The following is a 14,563-nucleotide window of genomic DNA, read 5'->3' on the forward strand; positions in this document are numbered from 1 at the left end:
GATTGAACGAGACTGATCTTTGCCTCGCAATGCTGATCAACATCGACTCAGCAGATCGTGTAAGGAGCTCGCGGAACGCGGGGACGGCGATGCTTCGTAGCTCGAGGATCCTGGGCGTGCTCGACGAAATACTGCACGCTCGCCATAAGACTGAGGGCTCCAGCGGAGACGTCGAAACGTCGGTCCGGCAGGCTGTCTTGTACAGCGAGCGGTTGATGGCGCTTGGTGCGATCGAGGGCGACCTCGCTGAGCTTTGGCGTACTCGGCTGAGAAGCGGCTGCGACGATGCCGCGTTCGAGCAGGCGCTGGCCGAGATCGTCGTCCGTTTGGACGATTGGCCAGTGGGACGGCTGCGGGACAGCCACCGTCATGGCGGATGAGGTGACCGTCGCAACCCGACGCTTGGTCAAGCCGAACTTGACGTCAGGCGCGCACGGAGGAGGATTCGATGGCTTTCGAGGCCGAGCTCATGGTCGACCGATACGGCTACCTCTTCGGTGGGAGGAGGCCTTTCCCGTCGACGTCATCGATCACGACTGGCGTGAGCCGTATCCCCTGATGAGCAAGGAGGCCGCCTTCGCCTGGGATCCCGGCGACAGCGCCGTCCCGCCCGATGTGTTCAGGCACCCCGAGATTCGGGACTGGGTATGTGACGTGAACGCTTGGTCGGTTCTCTCGGCTACAGCGGGCTCGGACCTCAGGCTGCTCGGTGAGGGGTGCGTCGACGGTCGGCGGATGTTCATCGTTCAGGTGGTGACGACGCCGGACGTGGTCGATCGGGACCCGTCGATCATCGCGGAATACGGGTCCTACGGGGTGGTGCAGTTCCCCGCGTTCCACCGGCCGCCGAGGCGGCAGTCGGCTCCCGCATCTTTCGGATCCCAGGATCGGTCACGGCCTTGTTCATGGGTGGCGCGGTGAAGAAGTCGCTGGATGAGGCGGGCATCAAAGGCCTGTCATACACTCCCGTGACTTTCACCGGCTGAACCACCAGCGCAGGGCGGTGACGACGGTGGGGGGTTTCGTATGTGGCGGACCAGGCGGTTGCCGCTTCGCTGGCCGATGCCGGCCCGTCACAACGGCGGCTTTTCGTCGCGGGTTGTGCGGAGAGGATGGCGCAGACATCGTTGCTGCGCTCAGCGCTGTTCCGGAGCCGCGCACGCTGCGGGAAGTTGACGCGAGGCTCAGCAGGGAGCGTGCTGACGTCGTGCTCGGCAGGATGCGACAGCAGGCATCGGAGTGGACAGGGTCCGTGGCCGCCGGGGCAGTATGGCGTCATGGCCTGGGAGTTTGAGAGTCCTCTGATCGTCGCTCCGATGGCGGGCGGCCCCTCCACGACAGCCCTCGTCCGTGCCGCCGCTGCTGCCGGGGCCGTCGGGTTCCTCGCCGCCGGCTACAAGACCCCGGATGCCGTCGCCCGCGAGGTTGCCGATCTTCGCGGGAGCGGTCTCCCGTACGGCCTCAACATCTTCCTGCCCACCGCCCCCGCCGACCAGGCAGCGGTCGACGAGTACCGGCGTCTGCTCCAACCCGAAGCCGACCGGTACGGCGTCGAGCTCCCACACCCGCCCCTCTTCGACGACGACCACTTCCCGGCGAAGGTCCGCCTAGCCGTGGACGCCCGGATACCCCTCGTCAGCTTCACCTTCGGCGTGCCAGACCGGGAGGTCGTCGCCGACCTTCACCGTGCCGGGTCCACCGTGATCGTCACGGTGACCAGTGCTGTCGAGGCCAGGAGCTCAGCGACCGTCGGACCCGATTTCCTCGTCGTGCAAGCAGGCACCGCGGGCGCCCACTCCGCCACGACCGAACCCGAGGGCTACGACGGCTCGTCAACCGCGCCCGAGCTGCTGCGGGAGGTCGCCGCCTCGGTCGATCTTCCGCTCATCGCCGCTGGCGGCACCGGGACCGCTGACGATGTGCGGGGGCTGATCTCCGCGGGCGCGGTGGCCGTACAAGCCGGCACCGCCTTCCTGCTCGCCGACGAGGCCGGCACCCGGCCGGTGCAGCGCGCCGCCATGCTCTCCGGGCGCTTCACCGAGACCGTCGTGACCCGGGCTTTCACCGGCCGCCCCGCCCGCGGCCTGCGCAACCGCTTCATCGACGCCTACTCCGCCGCCGCCCCGGTCGCCTACCCTGCCGTGCACCACCTCACCACCCCGATCCGAGCCGCGGCGGCCGCGCGTGAGGATCCCGAGGCGGTCAACCTCTGGGCCGGTACGGGATTCGCCGAGGCCAGGCCGGGACCGACGGCCGAGATCATCGCCCGATTGACCAAGATCTGACCTTCACTGTGGACAGTGCCGGCTGGCACTCTGGGCGGATGCGACGACGCACGAAGTCTTTCATCGCCGCCGGGTTGTTGGTGCCCGCGGTCGTCACCGCTCTCGCGATCAACAACGTCGGCACGGCGAACGCCATCGCGAACGGCGAGCTGGTGCCTCAAGGCAAGTACGGCTTCTCGGTCAAGCTCACCATGACGGGTATCCCGACCGCTAACGGTGGTAAGCGCAACAGTGGCTGCTCGGGTGCGCTGATCGCGCCCCAATGGGTGATCACCGCTGGTCACTGTTTCCGGGACGAGAACAATGTGCGGGTCGAGCGGCCCGTTGCCGATCTCACCACCGCCACCGTCGGACGCGCGGACGTGGACGACACCGCGCACGGGCATGTGGCGACGGTGGTGGCGGTGCGGCAGTCGCCCACCGCCGATGTCTCCCTGGCCAAGCTGGACACCCCCATCACCGACGTGCGGCCGATCCGGCTCAGCCGGCGGGCGCCCGAGGTGGGCGCGGTGGTGCGGCTCACCGGGTACGGGTCGGTGACCAGTGTCAACCCCGTACCGGAGAAGCATCTGCGGACCGGCCAGCTGACGGTGGTCTCGGTGGGTGACTCGGTCACCGGCATGCGGGGGTACGCGCCCCAGCCGGACACGACGCCGTGCCCGTACGACTCGGGTGGGCCGTTCTTCGTGGAGGGCCGGCGTGGGCCCGCGCTGGTGGCGGTCGTGAGCAATGGGCCGTCGTGTCCGCACAGCCAGACCGAGAATGCCGCCCGGACCGACAACATCACCCGGTGGATCTACGAGAGCATGTGGTCCACGAAAGCCTGACTTTCACCGTCGGCTCTTGGAGCCGTGCCGGGACGGCAGGTATCGAAGTACGCATGTCTCGACCCGCCCTCACCGCCGAGCTGTCCCGGTATGTTCTTCCTCCCGTCCACTTCGACGGGCTGCTTCTGCAGGCCCGGGATCCGCGCGGGGTCGCAGCCTTCTGGCGGGTGGTGCTGGGCGGGACGCTGCGCGAGAGGGACGCCGGCGGGTGGCGGGTCGATCCGGGGCCGGGGCGGCCGGTCAACGAGATCGTCCGGGTGGGGCCGGTGACCGGGCCGTTGGGCCGGGGCAGCCGGGTGCACCTCGACGTGCGGCTGGCCGGCGCCGGGCCGGACGACCTCGTCGCCGCCGGTGGCCGGGTGGTGCGGCGGCCCGGAGCTGAGCCCTGGTACGTGCTCGCCGACCCGGAGGGCAACGAGTTCTGTGCCTACCCGGCGGTCGACGACCGGCCGCCGGGCATCTTCGAGCTGGTGGTCAAGTGCCGGGACGCCGTGGCGCAGGCGCGGTGGTGGGCCGGCCTGCTCGGCGGGGACGTGGCCCTGGAGGGCGAGGCCGCGGTGGTGCGGGCCGCGCCCGACTTCCCGTGGGAGTACTGGCTGTTCGACCCGGTGCCGGAGGCGAAGGACGGGCCGAACCGCCTGCACTGGCACGTCACCCTGCGGGACCGCGAACCGTCCGAGCTGATCGCCCGGGGTGCGACGGTACGCCGCCCGCCCGCAGCCGAAGGCGCCGCTTGGGTGCTGGCCGATCCCGAGGGGAACGAGTTCTGTGCGGCGCCGGCGGGCTGACGGCTCAGGGGGTGTTGTGGACGAGGACGAAGACCACCACGACCCAGGCGGCGGCGATGGTGAAGCTGAGCGGAGCGACAAAACGGTTCATGTCCATGACTTTCCGGCGAGTAGCGACAGGGAAAGTGCGCACACGAAGCGTCGCGACCGGCACCCTGCTCTGGTCGCGGCGCGGCACGACGGCAGGGAGCGGGGTGGGTTTCGGAGTCAGCGGGCCGGAACGGGCCTCCGGGCACAGTGCACCCGGGGCGGCTCAGAGCGGCTGACAAGCGGCCCGGCCACGACTGGGAGGATCGCTATCTCGCACAGCGATCACCTCCATCAGTAGTGCGGGCGTCGAACCGTCGAAGAGCGTACCTCTTAAGGGCAACTTAAGAAACGCGGCCCCGGGCGTGTCGGCGGCCACGGATCAGCACGGCCAGCCCGAGGGCGAGAACCGGCAGCCACGCCAGCCGGGCCGCCACCCACGCCGTACCGTCCGGCTGCCCGACCAGACCGGGGATCCGCGTGCCGACCAGGGCCGCGGCCGTCAGGAGCAGGCTCTGATGCCACAGGTAGACGGGCACCGCGACGCGGTTCAGGCCGGTCACCGCCCGGGCCGCCGCCGGCCGTCGCAGCAGCCTGCCGATCGCTCCGCGGAGGAGCAGAAAACCACCGATCTGGGTGACGGCGAGAGCTACGGCGACCAGCGACGGCGGCGAGAGATTCGACCGGCCTTCCCCGGGTACGCCCACAGCACTCAGCGGATAGTCGCCCACCGTCATCAGCAGCGCGAGCACCGCGGCGCCGCCGATCAGGAGGAGCACCGGTACCCGGCGGCCACCCCACCGGCCGAGCGCCACAGCCGTGCCGAGCAGCCACGGCACCGTCCACGCCGCGGGTACGGCCAGCCATCCGGGCAGCCACCCCACGTCGGCACCGGCGACGATCGCGGCGGGAAGAATCGCCACCGCGGGCCCGTACCGTCGCACCGCGTGGCACAACGGCCGCGCGGCGATCCGCAGCGCGAGGTAGGGCAGCAGGAACCACAGAGGACTGACGACCAGCTTCGCCGTGGTCTCCAGCGTCCCGGCCGGCGCGCCGAGCGCCGCGCCGGCACCGAGCGCGAGCGCCCACCCGGCGAGCAGCGGCAGCAGGGACGCCAGCAGCTTGTCCCGGGTACGCCGCCCGCCGCCGCCCCGGGCCCGCGCGGCCGCGAACCCGCCCGCGAAGAAGAAGAGTCCGAGCGTCTGGAACAGCCAGGTGGCCGGCGCCAGCGAGGGCATCGCGGCCAGCGGGCTGGCGGTGTGCCACCCGTCGGGCCCGGACACCAGGCCGGTGACGAGCCAATGCCCGCCCACCACGCCACAGATCGCGAAGGCCCGCACCGCGTCGACGGTCCGGTCCCGCCCGCCCGAAGATGCCGTCTCCGCGGAGGTGGGGGAGGGGGAGACGATGGTTGCGGTCATGCCGCCACCGATCCTTCCGTGACGCCGAGCACGACGCCGGCCACCGCCGACAGCGTCGCCGAGCCCGGGCACAGATACCCGTCGTGCCCCGTCACGCCCGCGGTCGGCAGCGTCCGGGCGCCGAACTCCGCCGCCGACGGCCGCCGGCCGTGCCCGAGGTGCAGGAGCCGCAGCTGCGGCACCCGCCGGATCCAGTCGTCCGCCGCCAGAGCCGACCACACCCGCGCCCCGCCCAGCTCCGACGCGTGCTCCGCGCCGATGCCCGGGGCCCCGAGCGCGACGACATCCGCCACCCGGGGCAGCTCCTGCGCGGCCAGGCCGACGACGATCGCCCCGTAGCTGTGACCGACGAGCGTGACCGCCGCGCCGGCCGGCAACGCCTGGACGAACCTCACCAGGGCCGTGGCTCCCGCGCGCGCCCGCACGTCCCGGGCGGCCTCCAGCGACAGCCCTTCCGGCGGGTCGTATCCGAGCCACGCCACCACCGCCACGCGGCTTCCCCGATCCGCCGCCCTCATCGCGTCGTACAGGGCGCGGGCCTGGACGGCCGGGGCTCGCCGGGCCACCCCGCCGAGGCCGCGGTCGAAGTCGCGCAGGGTGGTGTCCACGCCGGGGACCAGCACCGCGATCCGGTCGGCGGTGGCGAGGTCGCCGACGACCTCGACGGCCTGGCCGTCGCCGCGGGTGTCGAACGAGACGAAGTGCCGTCCGGCGCGCGCCCATCCCGCGTACGGCTCACCGGCCGCCATCATCGCGGCGTGCACCGCGTACGGGGGTGCAGGGTCGGGCAGTGGTGTGGCCGTACCCGTCGCCGGCAGGTCGATGGCCGCCAGCGCCAGCACGAGGAGAACCGTGGAGATCCGCATGCCGTGGAGCGTGCGGCCCCGTCCACCGGAGTTTCGTCACCCTGCGGTGCTCACCCGGGAGTGCTACCGGAGGGTCAGGCGCCGGCTTCGACCAGCCCCGACTCGTACGCGAAGACCACCGCCTGCGCCCGGTCCCGCAGCCCCAGCTTCGCCAGGATGCGGCCCACGTGGGTCTTCACCGTCTGCTCCGCGACGACGAGGTCCGCCGCGATCTCCTGGTTGGACAGCCCCCGGGCGATGAGCCGCAGCACCTCGGTCTCGCGCGGGGTCAGGCCGTTCAGGGCGGTCGGCCGCGGCCGCTGCGCGCGGGGGCGGGAAGCGAACTCGGCGATCAGTCGCCGGGTGACCGACGGTGCGAGCAGGCCGTCGCCGGCGGCGACCACGCGGACCGCCTGGACCAGGTCGGCGGCGGGCGCGTCTTTGAGCAGGAAGCCGCTGGCGCCGGCTCGTAGCGCCTCGTACACGTAGTCGTCCAGGTCGAACGTGGTCAGGATGAGCACCCGGGGGCCGGTGCCGGGGGTGCCCGTCAGCTGCCGGGTCGCCTCGAGGCCGTCCATCACCGGCATGCGGACGTCCATCAGCACCACGTCGGGGTCGAGCCGGCGGGCCTGGCTGACCGCGGCGGCGCCGTCCGCGGCGTCGCCGACCACGAGCAGGTCGGGCTGGGCGGCCAGCAGTGCGCCGAAGCCCTGCCGGACCATGGCCTGGTCGTCGGCGATCAGGATGCGGATCATGAGTCCTCCGAGGTGAGCGGCAGCCGCGCCGCGACCAGGTAACCCCCGCCGGGCTGTGGACCGGCGTGCAGTGTGCCACCCAGCAGCACGGCCCGTTCGCGCATCCCGACCAGCCCGTGCCCGCCCTCGCCCGCGGGCCCTTCCGCCGGTCCGGTCGCGGCCGGGCCGTTGCCGACCTCGACCAGCAGCATTTCCCGGGCGGCGCGGACCGAGACCCGCACCGGGCTGCCCGGCGCGTGCCGGGCCGCGTTGGCGAGAGCTTCCTGAATGATCCGGTACGCCGCCAGCCCGACCGGCCCGGGCACGCTCGACCACGGCTGCCTGCCGTGGTCGAGAGAGACCGCGAGCCCGGCCCGCGAAGCGTTCTCCACGAGCGTCGCCACGTCGGCGAGGCCGGGCTGGGGCTCCCGGGGGCTCTGCTCGAGATCGGAGCGCAGCACGCCCAGCAGGCGGCGCATGTCGTTCAGGGCCGTACGCGCAGCACCCGCGATCGACGCGAACTCGGCCTGCGCCGGCTCCGGCAGCCCGCTCACCCGGTACGGCACGGTCTCGGCCTGGACGGCGATCATCGACATGTGGTGCGCGACGACGTCGTGCATCTCCCGGGCGATCCGGGCCCTCTCCTCGAGAACCGCCCGCCGTTCCTGTTCGACCCGGGTCAGCTCGGCCTGCTCGGCGAGCTCGTCGCGGGCCCGCCGGCGCCGCGACACGAGGTCGCCCGCGAGCGCGATCGCGACCAGCAGCGTGGCGATGCCCCAGGCGCTGGTCAGCGGCGTGAAGGCGAAGACCGGGACGACGGTGAGCGCGGTCGCCCAGCCGATCACGCCGGACTCCTCGCGGAAGGCCAGCACGGTGAAGACCATGAGGAAGGCGAAGGTCTGCAGCACACTCCACGGCCACTCCATACCGCCGCTGTCCGCGCCCACGGCGCCGAGGAACAGCACGGGATAGGCGATGCGCCAGGCCACCAACGGCCGGCCGGCGGCGGCCAGGGCGACCGGCAGCACTGTGACGAAGGTCAACAGGGCGGCGAGCACCTCGGCCAGGTTCCGGTCGGCCACCAGGTACGCGGCGTTGGCCGTGCCCAGACCCAGGAGCGCCACGATGCCCAGCGGTGCACCGTACAGTCGGATCCTGCGCCGGCGACGTGACCTGGCCGGCGGCCGCCGGCGGTCCGGACCGGTGACAAGCCGGCGCAGCGGACCGATCATCTCCATGAGAGGCAGGCTACGGGCCGTGCGCACCGCCGGTCGTGCCTTCCGAGTCGGATCTTCGACCCCCTACCCAGGTATGACACCGGGACCGGGTTCCGCCTACCAGCTGGTAACGCCTAGTCTGCGAGCGGTCCGTTTCATGCATGCGAGAGAAGGAGCACCGCGTTGGCCCGCACCGTGTTGGTGACCGGAGGTAACCGCGGCATCGGCCTGGCGATCGCGCGGGCGTTCGCCGAGCAGGGCGACCGGGTGGCCGTCACGCACCGGGGCAGCGGCGCCCCCGAGGGGCTGTTCGGCGTGAAGTGCGACATCACCGACGGCGAGGCCGTCGACGCCGCGTTCACGACCGTCGAGAAGGAGCTCGGCCCGGTCGAGGTGCTCGTGGCCAACGCCGGCATCACCGACGACACGCTGCTGATGCGGATGTCCGAGGAGCAGTTCACCCGGGTGCTCGACACCAACCTGACGGGCGCGTTCCGGTGCGCCAAGCGCGCCAGCACCAAGATGCTGCGCGCCCGCTGGGGCCGGATCATCTTCATCTCGTCGGTCGTCGGCCTCTACGGCGGACCGGGCCAGGTGAACTACGCGGCGAGCAAGGCCGGCCTGGTCGGCATGGCCCGCTCGATCACCCGGGAGCTGGGCAGCCGTAACATCACGGCGAACGTGGTCGCGCCGGGCTTCATCGACACCGAGATGACCGACGTGCTGAGCGACGCCCGCCGCGAGGAGATCCTCAAGGCGATCCCGGCGGGCCGGCTCGCGGCTCCCGCGGAGGTGGCGCAGGCGGTCACGTTCCTCGCCGGTGACGGGGCGGCGTACATCTCGGGTGCGGTCGTGCCGGTCGACGGCGGCCTCGGCATGGGTCACTGACCCCCGCCTCCATGGTTCACTGACCCTCGACATCAGGAGAGAGCGTGTCTGGACTGCTGGCCGGTAAGCGGCTGCTCATCACCGGCATCATCACCGACGCGTCGATCGCGTTCTCGGTGGCGAAACTGGCCCAGGAGAACGGCGCGACGGTCGTGCTGACCGGGTACGGCCGGCTGTCGCTGGTGGAGCGGATCGCCAAGCGCCTGCCCGAGCCGGCCCCGGTGATCGAGCTCGACGTGACGAACGCGGAGCAGCTCGCCGGCATCGCCGACAAGGTCCGCGAGCACGTCGACGGGCTCGACGGCATCGTGCACTCGATCGGGTTCGCGCCGCAGAGCTGCCTCGGCGGCGGCTTCCTCGACGCGCCGTGGGAGGACGTGGCCACGGCGGTGCAGGTGTCGACGTACTCGTACAAGTCCCTGGCGACCGCCTGCCTGCCGCTGATGGGCCGCGGCGGCAGCATCGTGGGCCTGACCTTCGACGCGACCAAGGCCTGGCCGGTGTACGACTGGATGGGCGTCGCCAAGGCGGGGCTGGAGTCGGCGTCCCGCTACCTCGCCCTGCACCTGGGCAAGCAGGGCATCCGCAGCAACCTGGTGTCGGCGGGCCCGCTGCGCACGATGGCGGCCAAGTCGATCCCGGGCTTCGAGCAGTTCGAGACGGCGTGGTCCGAGCGGGCGCCGCTGGGCTGGGACCTGGTCGACCAGGAGCCGGCAGCGCGCGCGGTCTGTGCCCTTCTGTCGGACTGGTTCCCGGCCACGACCGGGGAGATCGTGCACGTCGACGGCGGATACCACGCCCTCGGCGCTTGAGGCGAAGTAAGCCACCGGCGCCGCAGCGCGACCAAAGTCGCGCTGCGGCCGCCGATATCGAGGGCGTCGAACCGGACCCGGGACGTACTCGGTGCACCGGGACCAGGGTGACACCCGGGTCGCCGGAGGCTCCTCGGAGCGAACCGGGTCGGCGGGTAGGGCCAGCGGCGCGTGAAGCTTCGCGACCAGGCGGCAGCGCGGCATGGTCCCGCAGAGCCACGACCTGTCGTGAACCACAGGGCGCCAGCACCCAAGGTCATCATGTTGCAACTATGCGTAGGAGATTTCGAAGCTCGAGCGTTCCGTTGCCGATCACTCAGTCCGCTGACACGTCACCTGCGAGCCGACGGCTCGAGCCGGGAGATCTCAGCACGAGCGACAGGAGGAACGATTCGTGGCCCTGCCCCCCAACCGCCGTGATCGCCGAATTCTCGCGATGCTCTGCGGCGTGGTCGCGCTCGGCACGACTCCCACTCCTGCACACGCGGCAACCGACCGGACACCACCGCTGGCCGCGTTCACCACCCCCGCCGCCGGCGCACTCGTCGGCAGGAACGCGACCAGCACCGTCACCGTCACCGACAACCGCAAGGTGAGCCGCGCCGAGCTGTGGGTCGCCGGCACGTTCCAGGGGCGCCGCACCTCGGCGCCCTGGCGCCTCACCGCCGACCTGCATGGCCGCAGCGGCGCCACGACACTGCAGTGGCGCGTGTTCGACGCCGCCGGCAACCGCCGACTCGTCAACCGTGTCGTGACCGTGGACTCGACCGCCCCGACCGTACGCATCATCAAAGATCTTCCCGCGGGCTCCGTGGCCGGCAAGCAGCCCTTCCAGGTGGCAGTGTCCGACGACCACCGGGTCCGCGCCGTGCAGCTCCTGTTGAACGGCAAGGTCGCGGCCACCGACACCACCGCCCCGTACCGGTTCACCGTCGACGGTTCACGCAACCTGACCATCAGGTACGCGGTCCGCGCCATCGACACGGTCGGCAACGCCCGAACCACAGCCGCGCGGTACCGCTCCGGACAGTTGGCAAAACCGCCTACCTACGTGGCACCAACGTCCTGGAAGCCCGTCCTGGTCGGCTGCACCCACAGCGGTCCGGACGAGAACGGCGCCTACATGATCAACGCGGATTACGACATGGTCATCACCGGCGGTCGGTACAGCTTCCTCGGATCCGGGCCCGATCTCGGGCGCGGCATGGTCGACATCGGTTGGAACGGCGGCCCGCACTCGTGGGTCCGTCACTACGGCGGAGGCCAATGGGTCTGGGACCGCGCCACGTACGAGTCCCGCGAGAAGACCGCCACGATCGCCTTCCCCGGCTTCGCCATCGGCGTCCCGGGCTCCTACGAGAGTGTCTACACTCCCGGATCTCCTCTCTATCCCGACCTCACCTACACCATCGACCTGGACACCTGCCAGATCGTGTAGGCGCCCGTCTGCCGTGGTTCGCTTCGGCGCGCTCGACATCGCTCCTTGGGGCGCACTGCCTGCCGCAGCAAAGCGGAGGTCATGAGACAGCGCTTGCTATGCAACTAATTGCATAGCAAGATGCTGCGCGTGGCGTTGGAACATGCGATCCTGGTCTCGCTGCTGGAGCAGCCGGGGTCCGGATACGAGCTGGCCCGGCGCTTCGAGCGGTCCATCGGCCGATTCTGGACCGCGACGCACCAGCAGATCTACCGCGTCCTGCGGCGCATGGAGGACGACGGCTGGGTCACCGCGGAGGAGATCGGCCAGGGCGGGCGCCCGGACAAACGCTCCCACTCCGTGACCGACGCCGGCCGGGAGGTCCTCACCACCTGGCTGCGGGATCCGGTGCAACCCGAAGCGGTCCGGCACGAGCTGGCCGTCAAGGTCCGCGGCGCCGCGTTCGCCGACGCCGCCGGGCGCACCGCGCTGCTGGCCGAGGTCGAGCGCTACCGCAAGACCCATGAGGACACCCTGGACCGCTATCTCACGGGGGAGCGCCGCGACTTCCCCGAATCCGAGGCCCTCGACGAGGGGCAACGTCTGCAACACGTGGTGCTGCGCGGCGGTATCGCGTACGAGCGGATGGTCCTCGCCTGGCTCGACGACGTCCTCGACACGCTGCGCGGCCTCGGCCGCACCTGACGAAGGAGGCGGCAATGCTGCTGCTCAACCCGCACACGTACGACCCGCAGCACCTCGACCCCGAGTCGCGCCGGCTGCTGCGCGCCACGATCGACTTCTTCGAGACCCGCGGCAAGAAGGCGCTGATCGACAGCTACGTGGACCGCGAGTGGTACGCCGACTTCCTCGAGTTCGCCGCGAAGGAGGGCCTGTTCGCGACCTTCCTCACGCCGGCGGCCGACGGCGGCGGCGACCCCGCCAAGCGCTGGGACACGGCCCGTAACGCCGCCCTCAGCGAGATCCTCGGCTTCTACGGCCTCGGCTACTGGTACACCTGGCAGGTGACCGTCCTCGGCCTGGGACCGGTCTGGCAGAGCGCCAACCAGGCGGTGCGCGAGCACACGGCCGAGCTGCTCGCCGACGGGCACGTCATGGCGTTCGGCCTGTCCGAGCGCGGCCACGGCGCCGACATCTACGCCACCGACATGGTGCTCACCCCGGACGGCTCGGGCGGGTTCCGGGCCGACGGCACCAAGTACTACATCGGCAACGGCAACGTCGCCGGCCTCGTGTCGGTCTTCGGCCGGCGCGCCGACGTCGAGGGGCCGGACGGCTACGTCTTCTTCGCCGCGGACAGCCGGCACCCGGCGTACCACCTGGTGCGCAACGTCGTGAACGCGCAGATGTTCGTCAGCGAGTTCCGGCTCGAGGACTACCCGGTACGCGAGCAGGACCTGCTGCACACCGGCCGGGCCGCGTTCGACGCCGCGCTCAACACCGTCAACGTCGGCAAGTTCAACCTGTGCACCGCCGCCATCGGCATCTGCGAGCACGCCATGTACGAGGCCGTCACCCACGCCCACCGCCGGGTGCTCTACGGCAGGCCGGTGACCGCCTTCCCGCACGTACGCCGGGAGCTCACCGACGCGTACGCCCGGCTGGTGGCCATGAAGCTCTTCAGCGACCGGGCCGTCGACTACTTCCGCTCGGCCGGCCCCGACGACCGCCGGTACCTGCTGTTCAACCCGATGACGAAGATGAAGGTCACCACCGAGGGCGAGAAGGTCATCGACCTGATGTGGGACGTGATCGCCGCCAAGGGCTTCGAGGCGGACACCTACTTCGACAAGGCGGCCAAGGACATCCGCGGCCTGCCCAAGCTCGAGGGCACCGTGCACGTCAACCTGGCGCTGATCCTCAAGTTCATGCCGAACTACCTGTTCCGGCCGGCCGGGTTCGCCCCGGTGCCGGCCCGCCACGACCCGGCCGACGACGAGTTCCTGTTCCGGCAGGGTCCCGCCCGGGGCCTGGGCGCGATCCGGTTCCACGACTGGCGTGCGGCTTACGACGCGCACGCCGACCTGGCCAACGTCGCGCGCTTCCGGGAGCAGGCCGACGGACTGTGCGCGCTGCTGCGCGACCACGCCCCGGACGAGCAGCAGCAGAGCGACCTGGACTTCCTGCTTTCGCTCGGGCAGCTGTTCGCGCTGGTGGTCTACGGCCACCTCATCCTGGAGCAGGCCGAGCTCACGGGGCTGGACAGGCAGCTGCTCGACGAGATCTTCGCGGTGCTCGTCCAGGACTTCTCCGCGTACGCCACCGAGCTGCACGGCAAGGCGGCCACCACAAAGGAGCAGGCCGCCTGGGCGCTGGCCCACGTACGCCGGCCGGTCATCGACCCGGACCGGACCGCCGCGGTCTGGGAGCAGGTCGTGGCGCTCTGCGGCGCCTACGAGATGCAGCCGTAGTCGGCGACGATCTCGTCGAGGACGCGGGTGCCGTCCGGGCTCACGAGCGCCTTCCACAGGGCCCAGCCGCGCCCGCGTGCCCAGGACGCCTCGTCGACGGACAACCGCTCGCGGAACGCCTGCCGGCCGTCGGCGGTCAGCAGCGTCCAGGCGATCGCCAGGTCGCAGGCCGGATCGCCGACGCCGCAGGTCCCGAAGTCGATGACGGCGGCCAGCTTCCCGTCCCTGACCAGCAGGTTCCCCTCGGCGACGTCGCCGTGGAACCAGGTGCGCACGCCGTCCCAGGGCGCGTCCAGCGCCCTCTGCCAGACCTTGCGGGCCAGGTCCGTGTCGATACGGCCTGCAGGTTCCGTGAGCACGTCCTGGACCAGCCTGTCGAAGGTGCGCAGCCCGCCGCCCCGGAACCAGTTGTGCGTTCCGGGGCGGGGTCCGCCGGCCGGGTCGACGCTTCGCAGGGCGGCCAGGAAACCGGCCAGATCCAGCGCGAACCGCACCGGATCGGCGATGCGGTCGGCGCTCGCCGTCTCGCCGTCGAGCCACGGGTAGACCGACCAGGAGAACGGGTAGCCGGCGCCGGGCTCGCCTCTCCCCAGGGGTACGGAGACGGGCAGCGGGAGGCGGGGCGCGAGCGCGGGGAGCCACCGGTGTTCCTTCTCCACCGCCAGGGCGTACTCGGCGGCGCTGGGCAGCCGCACGGACATGTCCCGGCCGAGGTGGAACGTCCAGTTGTCCCAGCCGCCGTCGGCGACCGGCCGGACCGGGAGCTCGGCCCACTGCGGGAACTGGTCGGCGACGAGCCGGCGTACCTGACCGGCATCGACGGCGATACGGTGCGGCGGGGAGCCGAGCTCGAAGGCGTCACTCACGCGG

The 14,563-nt window shown here is 71.4% G+C and carries 14 protein-coding genes; 9 read left to right on the plus strand and 5 right to left on the minus strand.

Features of this window, described 5'->3' with window-relative positions; all coding sequences use genetic code 11:
• The first annotated feature begins 116 nt into the window (after positions 1-116).
• The 4 genes from AB0J80_RS19535 (at position 117) to AB0J80_RS19550 (ending at position 3,900) form a co-directional block, all read left to right on the plus strand.
• The gene (locus tag AB0J80_RS19535; protein WP_364706552.1) at positions 117-380 is read left to right on the plus strand and encodes a hypothetical protein; all 264 of its coding nucleotides are present in this window, start codon (positions 117-119) and stop codon (positions 378-380) included.
• An 897-nt stretch (positions 381-1,277) separates the two neighbouring features.
• Positions 1,278-2,285: a nitronate monooxygenase gene (locus AB0J80_RS19540; RefSeq protein WP_364706555.1), complete on the plus strand. Its 1,008-nt coding sequence runs from the start codon at positions 1,278-1,280 to the stop codon at positions 2,283-2,285.
• A gap of 38 nt (positions 2,286-2,323) precedes the next feature.
• Entirely contained in the window at positions 2,324-3,112 is a 789-nt protein-coding gene (locus AB0J80_RS19545; protein ID WP_364706557.1) for a trypsin-like serine protease, read from the plus strand.
• A gap of 53 nt (positions 3,113-3,165) precedes the next feature.
• Complete coding sequence (locus AB0J80_RS19550; protein ID WP_364706559.1) at positions 3,166-3,900, plus strand: VOC family protein; 735 nt, start codon at positions 3,166-3,168, stop codon at positions 3,898-3,900.
• 371 nt (positions 3,901-4,271) lie between these two features.
• On the opposite strand, the gene AB0J80_RS19555 is transcribed toward AB0J80_RS19550, so the two are convergent.
• From AB0J80_RS19555 to AB0J80_RS19570, 4 genes are all read right to left on the minus strand, one after another.
• Positions 4,272-5,348 carry an acyltransferase family protein gene (locus AB0J80_RS19555; protein WP_364706561.1) on the minus strand — a complete coding sequence of 359 codons (1,077 nt, stop codon included), beginning with the start codon at positions 5,346-5,348 and terminating at the stop codon, positions 4,272-4,274.
• Positions 5,345-6,214 (minus strand): alpha/beta hydrolase, encoded by an 870-nt coding sequence (locus AB0J80_RS19560; protein WP_364706564.1) that lies wholly within the window; start codon positions 6,212-6,214, stop codon positions 5,345-5,347. Before AB0J80_RS19560 ends, AB0J80_RS19555 begins: the two co-directional genes overlap by 4 nt.
• 74 nt (positions 6,215-6,288) lie before the next feature.
• Positions 6,289-6,948, minus strand: a complete 660-nt coding sequence (locus AB0J80_RS19565; RefSeq protein ID WP_364706566.1) for a response regulator transcription factor — start codon at positions 6,946-6,948, stop codon at positions 6,289-6,291.
• Positions 6,945-8,165: a histidine kinase gene (locus AB0J80_RS19570; protein ID WP_364706569.1), complete on the minus strand. Its 1,221-nt coding sequence runs from the start codon at positions 8,163-8,165 to the stop codon at positions 6,945-6,947. The genes AB0J80_RS19565 and AB0J80_RS19570 overlap by 4 nt, the downstream gene beginning before the upstream one ends.
• 162 nt (positions 8,166-8,327) lie before the next feature.
• Here AB0J80_RS19570 and AB0J80_RS19575 point away from each other — a divergent pair, with 162 nt between their 5' ends.
• From AB0J80_RS19575 to AB0J80_RS19595, 5 genes are all read left to right on the plus strand, one after another.
• Entirely contained in the window at positions 8,328-9,032 is a 705-nt protein-coding gene (locus AB0J80_RS19575; RefSeq protein WP_364706572.1) for a beta-ketoacyl-ACP reductase, read from the plus strand.
• Positions 9,033-9,076: 44 nt separating this feature from the next.
• A complete protein-coding gene (gene fabI / locus AB0J80_RS19580) occupies positions 9,077-9,844 on the plus strand; it encodes an enoyl-ACP reductase FabI (RefSeq protein WP_364706575.1) in 768 nt (255 codons plus the stop codon).
• A 394-nt stretch (positions 9,845-10,238) separates the two neighbouring features.
• Entirely contained in the window at positions 10,239-11,282 is a 1,044-nt protein-coding gene (locus AB0J80_RS19585; RefSeq protein ID WP_364706578.1) for an Ig-like domain-containing protein, read from the plus strand.
• A gap of 129 nt (positions 11,283-11,411) precedes the next feature.
• Entirely contained in the window at positions 11,412-11,966 is a 555-nt protein-coding gene (locus AB0J80_RS19590; RefSeq protein WP_364706581.1) for a PadR family transcriptional regulator, read from the plus strand.
• A 14-nt stretch (positions 11,967-11,980) separates the two neighbouring features.
• A complete protein-coding gene (locus tag AB0J80_RS19595; RefSeq protein WP_364706584.1) occupies positions 11,981-13,693 on the plus strand; it encodes an acyl-CoA dehydrogenase family protein in 1,713 nt (570 codons plus the stop codon).
• Here the strand turns inward: AB0J80_RS19595 and AB0J80_RS19600 are convergent.
• Positions 13,675-14,559 (minus strand): aminoglycoside phosphotransferase family protein, encoded by an 885-nt coding sequence (locus tag AB0J80_RS19600; protein ID WP_364706587.1) that lies wholly within the window; start codon positions 14,557-14,559, stop codon positions 13,675-13,677. The two genes, AB0J80_RS19595 and AB0J80_RS19600, sit on opposite strands and share 19 nt — an antisense overlap.
• Positions 14,560-14,563 lie beyond the last annotated feature (4 nt).

Origin of the sequence: Actinoplanes sp. NPDC049548 (assembly GCF_040676695.1) — a bacterium.
Classification (GTDB): domain Bacteria; phylum Actinomycetota; class Actinomycetes; order Mycobacteriales; family Micromonosporaceae; genus Actinoplanes.